Raw genomic sequence first — 15,590 nt, forward strand, 5'->3', positions numbered from 1 at the left:
GACCTGATCATGGTGCTGACCCTCCTCCGTTACCCTGATCGCCCAGGTGCTCCCGGGCAGCGCGCTGGTAGGCCGGCGTCGAGTCACCTCCCGCCGCCCCACCAGTAATCTTTCCGCCCGGTCCACGCGGCCCATGCCCCAGCTGCACGAGTGCACCGGCAGTCTTCATGACCTGGCGCGCCGCATAGCCAGCCACAAATGCCCCGAAACCGGAAATCGTCGCCCCACCTGACAGGCCGGATGCCACCGCCGGCAACTGCCAGCCGATCGTGGCCAGCAGGATCGCCGTGATGAACATCCCGAATGCCGCGCCCCATGGCGCAATCGCGCTCAGGGCAGCCTGGCCGGCCTGCGCCAGCGTCGAAGCGTTCGCGCCAGGCGCCGATGTCGTGACCTGGAACGGGACAAGGTCAGCAGAAAACGCCGTCAGCGCCATGCCGAGAAACGCGGCGATCAGCACCTGCAGCAGCGCATAGTTGGCAACCTTCGCGGTCCACGCCTCGAAGAAGCGCGCGGTCGGACTGAATGCGGCGCAGGCAATGAAGGCCGGACCGAGCCCCAGGACCAGCTCCAGCAGCATCCTGGCCATGGCCACCTCAAAGGCGAGGACGATCAGGAAGATGGCCCCGCCGAAGCCCACCACGAGTCCACCGGCCAGGTCTCCCATGCCTGCGACAATGCCGCTTACGCTGAAGCCCTCGTGGGTAGCCTTGTCGAAGTAGGCATCCATCACGAGATCGATCTGGCTGTCATAGCAGTCGAGCGTCTGATAGATGCCGGCCGCGCTCGAGCCGGTCACGCTGCTGCCACTCACCGAGCCGCATCCCGCGTTACCCGCACCCGCATTCGCGGCCGCCGTCTGGATGGTCTGGGCGAGTCCGGTTGTTGCGCCCTCGATCGCGGTCACCACCTGCGACTGATAGATACCGGCGCCCAGCGCAAAGGCGAGGATGATGGCGACCTTCAGGCCGCGCCATGCAAACGCCGGAACCGACTCGTGAGCCTCGCCTCGCACCACCGCAAAGCCGAACGTGATGACCCAGATCGTCACCGCCGTCGTCACTACAGGCACCAGCGCACTGGACAGCGCCGACGACACGCTGGTCACATAGGTCGACATGCCGTTCTCGAGCGTGCCGCCGACCGCTGAAAAAAGGCCGCTCATCGTGCTCCCCTTCCCGAGGTAGGAGGAATGCGCGGAGTACGCGGGGGCAGCGCATTCAACGCGCCGCCGCTCGTGCCACCGCCTGCGCGACGCTTTGCCAGCCGCTCATGAAACACCGGTAGCCACGCTCCCGGATCATCGCCAACCTCGGCACGGATCCCGTCGAGCAGCTCGACGTTGTCCGTCGTCCCCGACAGCACGTCGAGCACGTCGCCCAGTCCCGCGAGGTCCAGTCTGCCAATCGCCGAGTGATGGCCCTGCTTGACGAGGAACAGGCGGCTGTTCTCACCCAGGGTACGGACGATATTGAATTCGGCCTCGGTCAGCTTGAAGCCATGCACGTAATCGTCATAATCGGCGCGCGGGTTCGGCAGGAAGAAGAATGTCGCCGTCTGCTCCACCAGTGAACGCGCGATGTCGCTGCGCAGCACGTCGGCCGGCGACTGCGTATCGAAGATGCCCAGGCCGTTCTGCTTGCGGATCGTCTTCTGCTTGTTACTGGCAAAGTCCGTAAAGACCGGATCGCCCAGGCGCTTCCAGAATTCCGTCATGACGTACATGAAGCGTCGTCCGTCAATCAGGCTTTCGGTCAGGTGCAGCAGGTACATCGTGACCGGCGTCGACACTTCGGGGTCGTCGAGCAGTTCCGTGTCATCGAAACCGAACAGGTGATTCCGGCTGAAATCCAGCAGGTCCGACGGGTTGTCCAGCACCCAGCCGAGCCGGCCACCAGCGCACCACTTCGCCAGCCGCGCGTGCAGGCTGTTCTCCCCCACGTTCGGCAGCAGTTGCCGGACCATCGACAGGCGTCGCAGCGGCCGCTCCATCCGGGCGACCTCGCGCACCGCACGCGAGACGTCCTGCTCGTCCTTCGCCGACAACGGAATCCCCGCTTCGACCAGACGACGCACCAGACGCTCCCAGAAATCCAGGGTAGCGGCGTCCGGATCAAGCTGCAGGGGATTCAGTCCCGTCGGCACACCGCGGCGAAAGACCGTGTAGCGACCGCCCATCGCACGAATCGCGATCTCCGTGCCACGATCCTTGTCGTAGACGACGCCGGTCAGGCCATACTTCATCGCCATCGCGAGCAGGAACAGCTCCAGCACCGTCTTGCCGGCACCCGCCTGCCCGATGATCTGCGTGTTGGCGAGCGCCTTCTCGTCGCCGGAGTCCTTCTTCTCCGGTGTCGCGTGGAAATTCAGGAACAGTGGCTGACCACTCGGGGTCTTGACGATCGTGATCGCCTCACCCCACGGATTGCCGTCGCGCTTGCCGGTCGAGAAGTTATGCAGGCTCGCGAGCCCACAGAAGTTGCGCGACGTCAGCTTCGCCTCGCGCGGCCGGTAACGCCAGTTTCCCGGCCACTGCGCAAACCACGCCGCGTCCGCCACGAGATCCACCAGCGCGGTCTGAAAGCCAACATCGGCGAGCTGCGTGCGCGCCTTCGCGACATGCCGCGCAACCTCATCGGGCCGGTCCCCGAGCACGGCGAGCGAATAGTGATATTCACCGAGCACGAAATCGCCGTTGATCAGGTCGTTCAGCGCCCGGTTCATCGCCTCGACCTGCGACACCGCCACGTCCTCGCCCGCGATCAGCTGATTGCGCTGACGCTCGAGTGCCTCTTTCGCCGACGGGCGGTCGAGGATCGTGAAACTCTGCGTCTCGATATATTCGAAATCACCGTACAGCAGGCCGTTGAGCATGCCCGGTTCGGTTTCCTCGGGAAAATCTTTCAGATCCAGCAACGCGGCATATCGAGTCGCCGACGGCATGCGGATCTCGACTTTCTCCGCACGGAAGAAGAGTCGCGAAGTCGGCAACGCTTCGGCAATCCGGCCGGCCAGCAACGGCACAGGCTCCCACACCGCATTGACCAGATAGCCGAGGAACTCGAGCGCTGCCGAGAAACGCACCAGCCGGCGGGTATAGCGGACCGGCTTCGTGTACACGCCGAGCGGCAGCGGATCCCAGGCCTTCAGGCCTGACTCGACCTGTGCGGCGATTTCCGCCATCGCCTTCAATGCCTCATGCTGGTCGCGCCGGATATCGTCCGGCGTGCGACGGGCCGCGTGGCTGAACAGACGCCCGAGCCGCGTCCGGCTGGGCCGGTACACGACGCTCAGATAGAGCTCGTTGGCCATCATCCGGTAGCCGGCAAAGCTCGCGTAGTAGCGCGTCGCAAGTTCCTGGCAGAACGGGTTCGCGTAGGGCGTGTCGAAATGGTCCGTCACGCGCCGGCGGATACGATGCGACCACAGCCCGACGTGACCGCCCGGCAGGCTGCGCACGAGCTGGTTGAACCCTTCGTGACGCACCAGGATATCGCCCGGATCTGCGGCCTCGAACGCAATGCCCGCGATCTTCCAGACGCTCAGATAATCCCCGTCGCGGGTGCGGATCACGCGATCCGTCACGTGGGAAGAGAACGGCACGAAGTCGGCGAGCACAACCTCGCGCTCGGCGGCTGCAATCAGTTGCGGCTGCGCGCTCATGTCAGCCCCTCCTCTTCAGGCGGACCGGCATATACGCATGCGCGCCCCAGAACCGGCGGTTACGCTGACGAAGCGCCATACGCACCCGCAGCGCACGCTGCGCCAGGCGCTGGTCATCATGACGCGTCACCGAGCGCATCGTGACGAAGACAGGGATGAGCAGCAGCACGATCCCCACCCCCACGGGCGGACTCGCGAGCAGTGCCCAGATGGCGGGAATCAGGATGCTGCCGCCGGCCATCAGGAATGGCACGAGCGGCACGCCCCAGATCATGGCCGGGCGCGTGCAACCCTTGAAGACGGGATCCCTGAGCGGATTCATGATGGACTCCACTGCGAATCAGCTCGTCGGGATCAGCATCGCCGCGATCACCGTGGCGCAGCCAACAAACAGGCCGCCGATGAACACGTTCGCGATATCGCCGAAGCGCGCGTGCTGGAACATCATCCGGAAACCGGCCCAGATGATCGAGATCGAACACACGATGGCGCCCACGCCAAGCAGCGTGGTCTGGATCGTCGTGAGCAGCGTGTTGACCTGCGAGAGCTGCGCATAGGCCGGTGTTGCGGTCAGCGCCAGCGCCGGCAGCAACGCCAGACCTGCACGCAGGCTCAGGCTCCGCAAAATCCTCTGCCTTATTTTTAGTAGTCCTGATTTCATGAATCGCTCCTGGTACACTTTTCGCTGAACACTGCTTCAGAAAACGACCGCGCTTCCGGTCGCCGTCGCGTCGTCCGGACCGTCGGGATGCCAGTCCGTCCCGTGATCCGGATGAGGTGGGGGTGCGCCTGATGAACGGGCAGTGCCCGTCGCCGTGCTGGCTGACCTGTCCGGTACAACAGAGATGGGAGGGACCGCCGGCTCGATCACGGGTACGACCGGCTGAACCGGCTCCGCCTCGTCGACCACCCGCTGGACATAGCCTGTGCGATAGCCCGTCGAGAAATCACCACTGGCATAGCAGGACAGACCCGCACGCAGTGCGTCCTGGACCTGTGTCCGCGTACGCGGCGCCTGCTCGAAACACCCCTGGAGAATCGCCGCCCCCGCTGCCAGGTTCCGGCACGGATCGAAGGCGGTCGCTGGCGTCAGGCCGGCACGCAGCCAGTTCGCCCGGTTCACCTGCGCGAGGCCCACGCTGTAGTTCCACCCGGCCGCGTCCAGCGCGCGGACCGTGGCGCGGGCTTCGTCGAGGCTCACCGGCTGCCGGTCAAGATGACCGTGTACGACACCGATTGCGTACGGATTGAAGTCGGACTCGACCCGCACCACGGCGGCCATCGTCGCCGGCGCCACGGCCGGCGCGCACTGCTGGGCGAGCAGCAGGAAAGCGGCAAGGGACATCATTCGCCACCTCCCTGCCCGCCACCCTCATCTTCGGACTGACGCTCGAGGAAGCGGCGTGCTGACTGGGTCGGGTCATACGGCACCTGGGTGCTGCCCGCGCCATAAAACTCCGTGATCGTCCGGTCTACGCCCTGCGCGTCCCACCACACCCGGGTATAGAGCGTGCCGTTGATCTCGACATCGATAGCGCCGCGCGCATTGCACAGCAGTTCACTCTGCTCGGGGCCACCCCAGTACAGCAGATCCTCCCTGCAATACCCGCCACTCGCGAACGTGTTCACAGCCGACGTCCCCTGCGACCCGCCCGTACCGAAATCGCAGGTCGGAAACGGATCGCCGTGCCGCAATGCCGTCCACAGTTTTTCAATCGGCGGCACGCACTCGGCGTATTGCTCGGGTCCACCCGGATTCGACAGGCACAGGATGACCTGACAACCCCAGTCGTCCGCGTGGGCGACACCCGGCGCGATGACGGACATACCGACCCAGGTGGCCAGGACGACCGCCCACCGGCGTGCTGCACGCCATGCCCGCCGGCGCGGCATGGCGATTCCGATGGCGGCCGTGCTACACATCGCACACCTCCGCACCGGGCGTCGCCATCCGCAGCACAGCATCCCCTTCGGTCCAGTCGAGCTGCCGGGCCAGTACGTCGAAGCAGGCGCGCAATACGCGCCAGCCCTCGCTCGCGCCCGGATTGCCACGCACCAGTTGCCTGACCGAGACACCCAGCCCCTGCGCCCGCGCGATCGCCTCACGTTGCGGAAGGTGCAGGTAGCCGTGCCGGTCGCGCGGATCCGGGATCAGCCAGCCGCTCAACCTCGCCTGCAGTCGCCTGCCCTGTGCCTGCTGCAAGGGCGTGGGCTGAACCATGACGGGCAGCAGTCCGATAAAGCGCAGTTGCGGATTGAGCCGTGCGCGGATATTGCGGATGCCATATGTGCCGTTGATCAGTTCCGCCACGCTGTCGATGCACTCGGGCGACAGCACCACCGGACTGAGCATCGCGTCGACCAGTGCCGCTGCGCATACGGCACGCAGGTCGGGCAGTGCCGGACAATCGATCAGACACACATCGAACCACGGCGATGCGATCGCCAAGAGGTGACGCAGATTCGCGTAATAGCGCGCCCGGACCGGGTCGTCGCACGAAGCCAGGCCCGGGACTTCGCCGGCACACAGCACATGAATGCGGCCGGTGCGTTCCGTCGCGTCCGGGCGTCGCCGGCCCATTGCGTGGCCATCGCCCGCGACCTCAGCCTGACCGCCCCGGCCAAGCAGATGCGCACTGCAGGCCGGCTCGGCAAGGTCGAGCACCAGCACCCGCTTGCGGGACACCCGCCGCAGGTAATGGGCAAACTGGCAGGTCAGCATGGTCCTGCCTGTGCCACCCTTCGCAGAAACGATCAGCAGTGATTTCATGGTCCATCGTCCTCAGCAACACCCGCTGCTATCGATGGACCTGCGATAAAAAAGAACCCGCGGCGCCGGGGAGGCTGACCGCGGGCTCAACGGGGGATCATTGCACCAGCACCAGAAAGCACAAAAGCCTGCGAATGCAGGCTTTTGCGATTGCGTCACGGCACACCACGTCGTCGCACAGACATCGATACTGCGGGGCCGCTAACGCGTACTCGGTCGTGCTTCGCACGTTGACCGGATCAGATTGTTGACTTCACTGTAGGCGGCCACGGAGCCTCATGCAAGAGGGTCCGGCCGGTTGCCGGAGAACCTGACGTCCACCGAGTTCCACCGTGGTCCACCGTGTTCCTAAATTTTTTTTAACCTCACGCTGCGTGTCCCCGGATTGACCATGTACCGCGACGCAGAATTCACGATCAAACTCCCGCCGGCCGGCTCAGGTCGACGTCGACCGGGATGTATCAATCTCCGCACAGGCATCCAATATCCTCGCCGTCTGTACCAAACAGGTTGGTCCCTCGATCTTGAACGGGTTAAACATGAATCGACTCCACACGCCATGCGGTTCTGCAATTGCCTTACTTCCGTTCGTCCTGGCTTTCCTCGCCGCAGCCCGTCGACCCCTTGATATCCAGCGCCCTGGCCAACGCACGACACGCAGCGGACAGTTCCAGTTCGTACAGACTCGCCGGGCGTCGGGGGATGTGTAGCCGGCGGCACACGACCTCACGATGTACGCGCCACAGGTAGACCATCCTGAGCATCTCCCGCTGCCGCGTAAACAATCGCTCCCATGCCTGCGTGACGATCAGGGCATCGGCAGGGTCGTAGGGGCCACGGCCAGCATTCCCCCAGTTCCACAGTCGTGCCTCGAGTGCCTGCGTGCGATCACTTGTCGGCATGGCCGTCTTCTTCCTGGCCGGGGTCACCCACCACCTTCTCCGCGCGGTACCTGGCGGGATCGGCCAGAAAGGCCCTGATATCCTTGAGTCGCCATCCAACGATGCGTCCACCCAGCGACACAGGCCGCGGAAACCGCCCCACGCGCATGCGCTTGTAGATGCTGGATCGGGACAGGCCGGTTTCCCGTTCCACCTCACCCCGCCGCAGGATTGCCTCCCCGCTTCTCTGCCACTCTTCCATGTCCCCTCCTGCCGTACCTCACCCGATACAGCAGGAATTCAAGCAAAGGGAATCCCGGCAGGCAAACCCGCCACTCCGTCAGACGTACCGTCAGGAAGTACCGTCAGGATTCCGGTCATGGTGGTGCCGCCGGTCCGTCTCGCGGAGTTTCTCCGGCCGGATGGCGGCAGCATAGGTCTGCCCGGTACGCGAGGGCTCATGCCCGGGCTGCTCGCGGTAGTTGAGCCTGCGGTCGATCGCGCGCGCCACTTCAGTCGACTTCGGCGGATGCCGCTCGTCAAAATCGGCGTAGTAAGTATTCATTGCCTCGATGAGCACCCGGAGTTCACGCGTCAGATACGGCAACGTAACGACTACCTCAGTCTGGGATACTGAGGAAGCCGGGACGGCATGTGATGTCATCGCGTCCAGGCCGACGTTTCTCGACTCCAGTTCCCGCTCGAGCTTTTCCTTGACCGCCTGATAAAGCGATGCAGTATCGATCAGGGTGTTACGAAGGTGAACGATCTGCTGCTCGCGTACCTTCAGTTGCTCAGAGAGTCTGCGTACCTCACTCTCCGCCTGTCGTGCGCGAAGCTGCAATCCGCTATCAGATGTGGGCTCCGGTGTAGCGTTCAGGATGGCCCAGGACTCATTCTGGTTGTTGACGTCTTCCACGATACATCTCTCATGATCTGCCGTGCAGCGTTGCACGGACTTCCCGGTCGGCCCGCTCCCGGCTTGTAGCCCGATGCAGGACAACGACCAGGGAAAGATCCGCATGTACCCCGTGGTAATACTCGACGTGTCATGTTGATATGAAATGGCTGTGATGCAAAATCACTATCCATCCCCGCATGACAATTGGTATGAATTAAATATACACATATAGGCCGGCGACCTTTCCGTGTCAACCACCATACGCGACCGTTCAAGCATCCTGAAAGAAGCCGATCCCGCTGCCCGGAATCTGTCGCGCGCGATAGATGCTTTATTCGCGTGCACACCACATGAATCAGGACACTGCGTATCTCTCCACTATCCGATGTCTGCAATCGCCGATCGAGAAGGTCTGTACCACGACCATGTCGTGGACATCAATGATTTCGCCAGCCTCGAAGAAAAGCGTGACAGTAGTCGGAGCAGCACCTGGTCTGCGCGCTTCCGTATGTGCAGTCCAACCCCGACAGCGAGTAGCAAAGCGGAATAAGAAAAATGAGAGATTTTCGCGTGCGCGAAAATGAAGCCGCAGGGATCGCCACGGATCTGCACAATCAGGCAGGCGACACCACTATTGAGGAGGGTGCCGGCCAAGTCAGCCTGTAGGATCCGCGTGCACCCCGTCAACTTATCGCGATGCCGAGACGCTCAACCAGCGACAGCACTGCCCGGCGATAGGGCGAAGTCGCAAGCGGCTGATCGTCGATGATCACAAACGGCACAGCAGCCGGCAAGCGCTGGTGGAACAGCATGATGCATGCGTGCGGCATCATGCCGTCGGGACCCATAGGCAATGCCCTGTGCATGAGGCCGCCGATCGAACACTGCCTGCACCCACTTGCGGGTCCGGCCGTAATACGCGGGCAGACTGTCGATCAACTGTCCCCGCGTCAGGTTCAGTTTCTGCAGTCCGCTCAATCGCCCCGATCGCTCCCGCCCGTCAGTGACCCCTGCCTGACTGAGGACGCTGCAGGCTCGTCCACGAAGACATTCGCCGGGACGTTACGGAATTTCCGATCGCTCATCCCAATGCCTCGATTCTGCACTGGAGTTCGTCTCTGGTACGCCCGATCGCGGGGGCGAGCTACGGCCCAAAGACGTCGAGGTCCGCTTCTGGAAATGCTTGGGAGAACAGTCCATCACTCGCTTGAACGCAGAGCTGAATGCACTTTCAGATTCGTAACCGAGAGAAAAAGCAATCGTCGCGATTGTTTGCCGCGAATTGCGCAGTCGTTCCACTGCAATCAGCATCCGCCAGCGCGTCACGTACTCGATAGGAGAAACGCCCACCACTTCCTTGAAGCGTTGCGCGAAGACCGATCGAGACATCCCCGCAACCGATGAAAGCTCGGGCACCGTCCAGCGATGAGCAGGCAGACGCTGGATCGCCGAAATGACTGCGCGCAACTTGCTGTCCGTCACGGCGTACAGCCAGCCGACCCCCCTTTGCTCAAGGCCATTCAGAAAGAGCCGAAGGATCTGCACAAACATCATGTGCGCCAGGTTCTTCGCCATGAGCGCACCGCCCGGATAGCCGAGCTTCAGCTCCGATGCAAGTTGCAGCAGGGCCCACCGCAGAACGGATGCCTGCTCCGTATTGCACTGAACATGCACCACGGGTGGCAACGTATCGGTGAACGGCAATATGCCGCTGTCCTCGAACGTAAAGCGCCCTCCGATCAGGAAGAAATCATCGCCTGCGTTGCATCGCGCAATTCCATCAACCGCCCGATCGTACGCCGGCTGCGAATCCACCGGCTCCAGATTCAGGTTCGTCGTCAATACAAAGGACCTTCCCTTGGTCAGCAGAAAACAGTCGCCTGCCTCAAGACGCACAGGACTGGCCACACCATCGACGAGCAGCCAGCACGCGCCCCTGATGACAGCGTTGAACTTAACGCCCTCATGCGCAGGGAACCGCAGCCCCCACTCTCCACCTCCCTGCAAACCGGCCGACAGCGTGCTCCGAGGGTGAAGCATCGAAAGCGTTTCTGATAGTACATCCACGACTGCCCCCGGACGATCGAGAAAGTAAACAGGATTTTAAAACATGTTTTCCGTACTGGTAAACAGGTATTGTGATTTTGATTTTTGAAATTTCTTTCGCTCCTCTTTCACGAATTAACTGCAGTCTCCGATCTAAAACGCATCCAATTTCGTAATCCGGCATTGTACCCGGACGCACGTCGGTCATTAACCAGGCGAGGTACTCATGAGCGAGCTCGTTAACGCGTCGATCGAAGATTTCCTCGGACCATCTGCAAATCGTTTTTTTGGCTCCGGGTTTAAGCGGGTCGATTACGAGTGGGAGGAAACAAGCGCCAGCCCGCAGGGGACGGGCCGCCTTGTCCGCCTTCGCTACCCCGACGACTGGTCGCGAAAAGAGACGCAGACAAAGCTTCCACCACACCTCAGCACAATTGACGCTCTGCTGATAGCAGTCAGCATGGCCGAACGAATCCTGTCCTTGTCGAATTTATCTATTGAGCACTTCTGGATTTCCGGAGTGTCGATAAAGGCGGGTCAGAAACCGATAGAAAACCTTGATTCTGTTATCGCAGTGATGCATTTTGAGAATACCTGCGATTCGACGCACAGATTTGGTGCCGACATCGGCTCCATGCGAATCTCATTCGCTCTTGAAAATAATTTCCATTTGAAAAATAGAACGAAATTTCACGAAGCAGTCGACCAAACAAATAGCTATTATTTGGAATGCACCAAAATCAGAAATCAGGTTATCACCGACATCCAGCTGCCCGCCCCCGGAATTGCTGATTCGATCCTGTCCGTCCATCCGCTTCGTTCAGCGCGCGCGGGCGGCATCGAGAGCGCGTATGGCACCCATCTCGCCGGCCACGCCTGGATGACTGCCATGTACGTGGCAAGCCTCGACATCCCTGTTGATGAACAGGAAACCTCCTGGGACAATCTGGCCAAAAAGAACGGCGAGGGTCGCTGACATGGATCACGCTCGCGTCGGATCGTCCGGACTGCGGGTGTCGAGGATCGGCCTCGGATGCATGAGCTTTGGCGACCCCCGCCTCGGCACCCATCCGTGGACACTCTCGGCGACGGAATCGGACAACTTGATCGCCTGTGCCATCGATCACGGCATCACGTTCCTCGATACAGCCAACATCTACTCGCTGGGCACCAGCGAACAGATTGTGGGCAAGGCACTGAAACGCACCGGTCGGCGCCACGACTTCGTGCTGTCGACCAAGGTTTTCGAGAAAATGGACGACACTCCCCTGTCGGGCGGTCTGTCAAGGCGAGCCATCTTTCACGAGATCGACCAGAGCCTGGCCCGACTGGAAACGGACCATATCGACCTGTACGTCATTCATCGATGGGACTATCAGACGCCAATTGAGGAAACACTGAGCGCTCTGCATGATCTGATCCGTATGGGCAAGGTCCGTTACATTGGAGCCTCTTCGATGCATACCTGGCAGTTCGTGAAAGCGCAGTACATCGCTGACCATTTCGGCCTCACCCGCTTCGTCAGCATGCAGTCGCACTACAACCTGATCAATCGCGAGCAGGAACGTGAGATGTTGCCGTTTTGCCTCGCCGAAGGGATCGGCGTGACGCCTTGGAGCCCCCTGGCGCGCGGCAAGCTCGCGAATATCGACGGGCCGAAAACGCAGCGCGCCAATGACGACATGGTGCAAGGCTGGCTTTACAATTCTGCGCCGCAAAGCGACCAGAAAATCATTTCGGCGCTGAAGTCTGTCGCTCAGGACCGGAGCCTCCCTGCGGCGCAAGTCGCGCTTGCCTGGCTATTGAACAGACCGGGCATTACGGCTCCGATTGTCGGCGCAACCAGCATCTCCCATCTTGAAGAGGCGGCCGCTGCGACGGAGATCAGGCTGGATCCGGAGGAAATCAAGCGGCTCGAAATGCACTACGTACCACACGAAGCGCCCGAATATCGCTGACTCAAGGCCCGATCCCGACTCCCATACAGGCGTGGGGCGGTGGGATGAGCGGGACACAGCCGGTTCGCAATACCGCCAGCCAGTCCCGAACAGGATTATCCCGCATGTTTTCGAGCGTCGTGAACATGTCGCAGCGGCCACATCGGAAGTACGCTATACGCATGTTTTCCACTTCAAGGAGCGTTAATTGAGCAATGTCCAACGGGCAGTCGGATCGCCGTTCGGCGCATCGTCAACGGCAGAGGACATCCTTCGCGGCCAAGATCTTTCGGGCAAGATTGCACTCGTGACCGGCGGCTACTCGGGTCTCGGACTCGCCACAACCCGGGCACTGGTAGAGGCCGGAGCCCGGGTTGTCGTGACTGCGCGGCGCATTGAGGAGGCCCGACACCAGCTCGCCGGGCTCGACCGCGTCGAGATCGGGGAACTCGACCTTTCCGATCTTGCGAGCGTGCACCGCTTTGCGGATGGCTTTCTGTCGACCGGCACATCCATCGACATCGTGGTGGCTTCCGCAGGAATCATGGCCACTCCGTTGCATCGAGTCGGCCCCGGCTGGGAATCGCAATTTACAACGAATCACCTCGGCCACTATGCGCTGGTCAACCGCCTCTGGTCGGCTCTCAGCCCCGGGGCAAGAGTGGTAGTCGTATCCTCGGCTGGACATCATGCCTCTCGCATCCGGTGGCATGACCTGCATTTCCATAACGGCTACGACAAGTGGCAGGCATACGGCCAGAGCAAGACGGCCAACGCACTATTCGCGTTGCAGCTCGATTTTTTTGGCAGAAGCAAAGACGTGCGTGCGTTCTCGCTGCACCCCGGCAAGATCTTTACCCCGCTTCAGCGTCACCTGGCCCAGGAAGAGATGGTCGCAGCAGGCTGGCTCGACGAAAGCGGCAAACCTGCAGATCCGACCTTCAAGTCGCCCGAGCAGGGTGCCGCGACGCAGTTATGGGCCGCCACATCGCCACTGCTCGCCGATCGGGGCGGAGTCTACTGCGAAGACTGCGAGGTTGCCGCGATTGCGTCCGAAGCGGGGACTTTCGTAGGGGTTTGTCACTATGCGGTGGATCCCGCTGAAGCATACCGGCTCTGGCATGTTTCGGCGGAATTGACCGGAATAAACGCATTCGCGTGACATGCCAGATTGTCGCCGGAGTTTTGTCATCCTGCCGTACGCCGGTGGCACTGCCAATTCTTTCCGCGCGCTCGGAAAGCGCTTGTCTACTGAAGGTGACGTCTTTCGCATTGACTATCCACCACTCACTGAGCACGGCGTCGCAGCCGATCGTGCCATCGCGCACCTTTCAGACCACGTGTATTCGCTGCTACAGCCGATAACCTCCGGCGTAGTGTTGTTCGGACACAGCATGGGGGGCCTCGTTGCGTATGAACTGGCGCGCCGACTGCAACAGGACGCACGCATCGAGCATCTGTTCATTTCCGGTTGTGCGTTTCCCGCCAGCCCGACATTTCAGGAGCTCACGCGGTCCAGAAACTGTTCCGATCTGGCCAGGATGCTCATTGCCCGCGGCGGCATTCCAGACGGTACGCCAGCGTATGCACACGACACGAGACTCGCGCAGCATCTTCGCGCGATTCTTGCCTATCGATTTGATCAGGCCTCGCCTTCCTGTCCTCTGACGTGTCTCGCAGGAAGTGACGACGTGATTGCTTCGCACGAGTCGATGCTTTTAGGGCAAAACGTCGCTTCGCGAACGTTCCGTATTTTCAACTTTCCAGGCGGCCACTTTTTCTTCTCGGGCCAGAACCGACTGATCAGCGACGCCATCAGCCAGTCCCTGTCATGAGGGCCAACGCATCTGCGCGGCCTCCCGTGACCAACACCGTGAAGCAGCACACTCCGCCTCTCTGCCCAGTATCCGTGTCTGTGCAACCAATCGAAAAGGTATGTCCCACGCAAAGATATGTACCATGTAGTACAGAAAGCCAAAATCAACATGCTCGGCAACAGCCACGCGACAAATCTGGAACCAAACCAGCAGCGCCAGACACCAGATGCCGGGCGCGCCGCCATCGTCAGACAGTTGGATCAGCCGAATCGCGTGAGCAATGAGGCAGGTGCCGGATACCTGGCAATCATCGCCCGAATCTGCGACTCATCGCGCGACCGGAAACTGCCGGCACAGCTCCTGCCCTTCGTCGCGCGCGCGCCTGACGATGTCGTCCTGCAGTGGCGCGTGGAGTACGTCGGCGATCACGTGCGCGACATACGCGGATTCCTCGGTCGTCAGTCCACGTGCAGTCAGCGCCGCCGCGGCAACGCCGATGCCAGTGGCAACGCTCCGGTCCGCGTCCGGACAGTACGTGCGACACAAATCGGCAAACATATGTGCAGACGCGAGCTGCTCAAGCGAGCGCGACACATGAACCGGCGGCCCATCGCTGACAACAAGTTGCCCCGAATCGCCTGACACAGCCTCAAAGCCGCGCTCGCGCAATACATCGGCCATCGCACCCGCGTTGTCAAGCATCAGCCACTGATATGCGCGGAACGAATCTGCAAGCGCCTCATTGAGCACAACCGCCTTCGTCGCCAGTCCAACAAGATCACGGTTCGCGCCACCCGCCGCACGATCGATGACGGAAGCAAAGCCAGCCCTCGCCAGTACGATACCGCCGTGCGGGCCGCGCAGCGTGCCGTTGGTCGCCAGCGACACGAAATGTGCGCTTGACACTGGCGACGCACGCAAGCCCGCCGCAACCGGACCCGCGCCGCGAAATGCGTGAGGTCGACGGCGAAATACGCGCCGGCATTGTTCGCGACGGCCGCAAGCCCATCCCACTCAACGGGCGTCCAGTCAGGGGTCGCCGTCACCCGCAACATAGCAGGCGTATACGTGCGCATACGGCACGCAAGTGCGTCCCGGTCAATCTGACCGCGGCCATCGTCGATCCAGCAGCCCGTGACACAATCGAGTTGACCGATTGCGTTCACCCGCATGACGCGCAGCGTTGACCGGCCACACGACGCGGACAGGTCGAAGATTGCATCGCCGTAGCGCAATGTCGCGTACTGCACGATTGCACGTGCCTCCAACCCCGACACAGGCGTCACGCACGCGTATTCAGCGTTGAACAGCCGGCATGCTCGTTGGCTCGCGACATGCCGAACAGTGTCAACGACCGAACGTGGATGGTTGAGTTTGTGACCATCGACAGGCGTAGCACGCCACCCGAGGCTGCCGATCGCAGCAGTGAAGCGCGCATCGAACGCGGCCTGACTCAAGTAATTCAGCGCGATCGTCAGATGCAGGCAGTTATCCTGACGCGCCTGCTCGAGCCATAACTGGAATGCGATCGTCGGATCGCAATCCTGGAGAGACCTCATGTGTGGCTCCGCGTTG

17 protein-coding genes and 1 pseudogene are annotated in these 15,590 nt (G+C 61.6%); 4 read left to right on the plus strand and 14 right to left on the minus strand.

The window, feature by feature from the left end; genetic code table 11:
- Positions 1–7: 7 nt before the first annotated feature.
- From CY652_RS13930 to CY652_RS13980, 12 genes are all read right to left on the minus strand, one after another.
- Positions 8–1,165: a type IV secretion system protein gene (locus tag CY652_RS13930; protein ID WP_102131287.1), complete on the minus strand. Its 1,158-nt coding sequence runs from the start codon at positions 1,163–1,165 to the stop codon at positions 8–10.
- Entirely contained in the window at positions 1,162–3,663 is a 2,502-nt protein-coding gene (locus CY652_RS13935; RefSeq protein WP_102131288.1) for a VirB4 family type IV secretion/conjugal transfer ATPase, read from the minus strand. The genes CY652_RS13930 and CY652_RS13935 overlap by 4 nt, the downstream gene beginning before the upstream one ends.
- Position 3,664: 1 nt before the next feature.
- Entirely contained in the window at positions 3,665–3,985 is a 321-nt protein-coding gene (locus CY652_RS13940) for a type IV secretion system protein VirB3 (protein ID WP_102131396.1), read from the minus strand.
- An 18-nt stretch (positions 3,986–4,003) separates the two neighbouring features.
- A complete protein-coding gene (locus CY652_RS13945; RefSeq protein ID WP_102131289.1) occupies positions 4,004–4,324 on the minus strand; it encodes a TrbC/VirB2 family protein in 321 nt (106 codons plus the stop codon).
- 36 nt (positions 4,325–4,360) lie between these two features.
- A complete protein-coding gene (locus tag CY652_RS13950; RefSeq protein ID WP_102131290.1) occupies positions 4,361–5,011 on the minus strand; it encodes a lytic transglycosylase domain-containing protein in 651 nt (216 codons plus the stop codon).
- Positions 5,008–5,586, minus strand: a complete 579-nt coding sequence (locus tag CY652_RS13955) for a hypothetical protein (protein WP_102131291.1) — start codon at positions 5,584–5,586, stop codon at positions 5,008–5,010. The genes CY652_RS13950 and CY652_RS13955 overlap by 4 nt, the downstream gene beginning before the upstream one ends.
- Complete coding sequence (locus tag CY652_RS13960; protein WP_102131292.1) at positions 5,579–6,433, minus strand: ParA family protein; 855 nt, start codon at positions 6,431–6,433, stop codon at positions 5,579–5,581. The genes CY652_RS13955 and CY652_RS13960 overlap by 8 nt, the downstream gene beginning before the upstream one ends.
- Before the next feature lie 578 nt (positions 6,434–7,011).
- The gene (locus CY652_RS13965) at positions 7,012–7,335 is read right to left on the minus strand and encodes a hypothetical protein (protein ID WP_102131293.1); all 324 of its coding nucleotides are present in this window, start codon (positions 7,333–7,335) and stop codon (positions 7,012–7,014) included.
- Positions 7,322–7,576 carry a helix-turn-helix transcriptional regulator gene (locus tag CY652_RS13970; RefSeq protein WP_102131294.1) on the minus strand — a complete coding sequence of 85 codons (255 nt, stop codon included), beginning with the start codon at positions 7,574–7,576 and terminating at the stop codon, positions 7,322–7,324. The genes CY652_RS13965 and CY652_RS13970 overlap by 14 nt, the downstream gene beginning before the upstream one ends.
- Positions 7,577–7,666: 90 nt before the next feature.
- Positions 7,667–8,233, minus strand: a complete 567-nt coding sequence (locus CY652_RS13975) for a hypothetical protein (RefSeq protein ID WP_146010108.1) — start codon at positions 8,231–8,233, stop codon at positions 7,667–7,669.
- Positions 8,234–8,898: 665 nt separating this feature from the next.
- Complete coding sequence (locus CY652_RS24470) at positions 8,899–9,063, minus strand: hypothetical protein (RefSeq protein WP_180970594.1); 165 nt, start codon at positions 9,061–9,063, stop codon at positions 8,899–8,901.
- Between the two features lie 214 nt (positions 9,064–9,277).
- The gene (locus CY652_RS13980; RefSeq protein WP_102131296.1) at positions 9,278–10,282 is read right to left on the minus strand and encodes an AraC family transcriptional regulator; all 1,005 of its coding nucleotides are present in this window, start codon (positions 10,280–10,282) and stop codon (positions 9,278–9,280) included.
- 205 nt (positions 10,283–10,487) lie between these two features.
- Here CY652_RS13980 and CY652_RS13985 point away from each other — a divergent pair, with 205 nt between their 5' ends.
- The 4 genes from CY652_RS13985 (at position 10,488) to CY652_RS14000 (ending at position 14,033) form a co-directional block, all read left to right on the plus strand.
- Positions 10,488–11,237 (plus strand): AvrD family protein, encoded by a 750-nt coding sequence (locus CY652_RS13985; RefSeq protein ID WP_102131297.1) that lies wholly within the window; start codon positions 10,488–10,490, stop codon positions 11,235–11,237.
- Between the two features lies 1 nt (position 11,238).
- Positions 11,239–12,219, plus strand: coding sequence for an aldo/keto reductase (locus tag CY652_RS13990; RefSeq protein ID WP_102131298.1), 981 nt, complete (start codon positions 11,239–11,241; stop codon positions 12,217–12,219).
- A 187-nt stretch (positions 12,220–12,406) separates the two neighbouring features.
- Complete coding sequence (locus tag CY652_RS13995) at positions 12,407–13,360, plus strand: SDR family NAD(P)-dependent oxidoreductase (RefSeq protein WP_102131299.1); 954 nt, start codon at positions 12,407–12,409, stop codon at positions 13,358–13,360.
- 1 nt (position 13,361) lies between these two features.
- Positions 13,362–14,033, plus strand: a complete 672-nt coding sequence (locus CY652_RS14000; protein WP_102131300.1) for a thioesterase II family protein — start codon at positions 13,362–13,364, stop codon at positions 14,031–14,033.
- A gap of 309 nt (positions 14,034–14,342) precedes the next feature.
- Here the strand turns inward: CY652_RS14000 and CY652_RS14005 are convergent, their stop codons facing one another.
- The gene (locus tag CY652_RS14005; protein ID WP_102131397.1) at positions 14,343–15,029 is read right to left on the minus strand and encodes a hypothetical protein; all 687 of its coding nucleotides are present in this window, start codon (positions 15,027–15,029) and stop codon (positions 14,343–14,345) included.
- Positions 15,011–15,574 (minus strand): annotated as a pseudogene (locus tag CY652_RS25120) (hypothetical protein); the annotation flags it as partial. The pseudogene CY652_RS25120 and the gene CY652_RS14005, both read right to left, overlap by 19 nt.
- Between the last annotated feature and the right edge of the window lie 16 nt (positions 15,575–15,590).

The organism is Burkholderia sp. WAC0059 (genome assembly GCF_002870125.1).
Lineage (GTDB): Bacteria > Pseudomonadota > Gammaproteobacteria > Burkholderiales > Burkholderiaceae > Paraburkholderia.

Bases quoted from the DNA above. Each gene is read 5' to 3' on its own strand.
- CY652_RS13930 (WP_102131287.1), bottom strand. From the start codon at position 1,165: ATGAGCGGCCTTTTTTCAGCGGTCGGCGGCACGCTCGAGAACGGCATG.
- CY652_RS13935 (WP_102131288.1), bottom strand. From the start codon at position 3,663: ATGAGCGCGCAGCCGCAACTGATTGCAGCCGCCGAGCGCGAGGTTGTG.
- CY652_RS13940 (WP_102131396.1), bottom strand. From the start codon at position 3,985: ATGAATCCGCTCAGGGATCCCGTCTTCAAGGGTTGCACGCGCCCGGCC.
- CY652_RS13945 (WP_102131289.1), bottom strand. From the start codon at position 4,324: ATGAAATCAGGACTACTAAAAATAAGGCAGAGGATTTTGCGGAGCCTG.
- CY652_RS13950 (WP_102131290.1), bottom strand. From the start codon at position 5,011: ATGATGTCCCTTGCCGCTTTCCTGCTGCTCGCCCAGCAGTGCGCGCCG.
- CY652_RS13955 (WP_102131291.1), bottom strand. From the start codon at position 5,586: ATGTGTAGCACGGCCGCCATCGGAATCGCCATGCCGCGCCGGCGGGCA.
- CY652_RS13960 (WP_102131292.1), bottom strand. From the start codon at position 6,433: ATGAAATCACTGCTGATCGTTTCTGCGAAGGGTGGCACAGGCAGGACC.
- CY652_RS13965 (WP_102131293.1), bottom strand. From the start codon at position 7,335: ATGCCGACAAGTGATCGCACGCAGGCACTCGAGGCACGACTGTGGAAC.
- CY652_RS13970 (WP_102131294.1), bottom strand. From the start codon at position 7,576: ATGGAAGAGTGGCAGAGAAGCGGGGAGGCAATCCTGCGGCGGGGTGAG.
- CY652_RS24470 (WP_180970594.1), bottom strand. From the start codon at position 9,063: ATGGGTCCCGACGGCATGATGCCGCACGCATGCATCATGCTGTTCCAC.
- CY652_RS13985 (WP_102131297.1), top strand. From the start codon at position 10,488: ATGAGCGAGCTCGTTAACGCGTCGATCGAAGATTTCCTCGGACCATCT.
- CY652_RS13990 (WP_102131298.1), top strand. From the start codon at position 11,239: ATGGATCACGCTCGCGTCGGATCGTCCGGACTGCGGGTGTCGAGGATC.
- CY652_RS14000 (WP_102131300.1), top strand. From the start codon at position 13,362: ATGCCAGATTGTCGCCGGAGTTTTGTCATCCTGCCGTACGCCGGTGGC.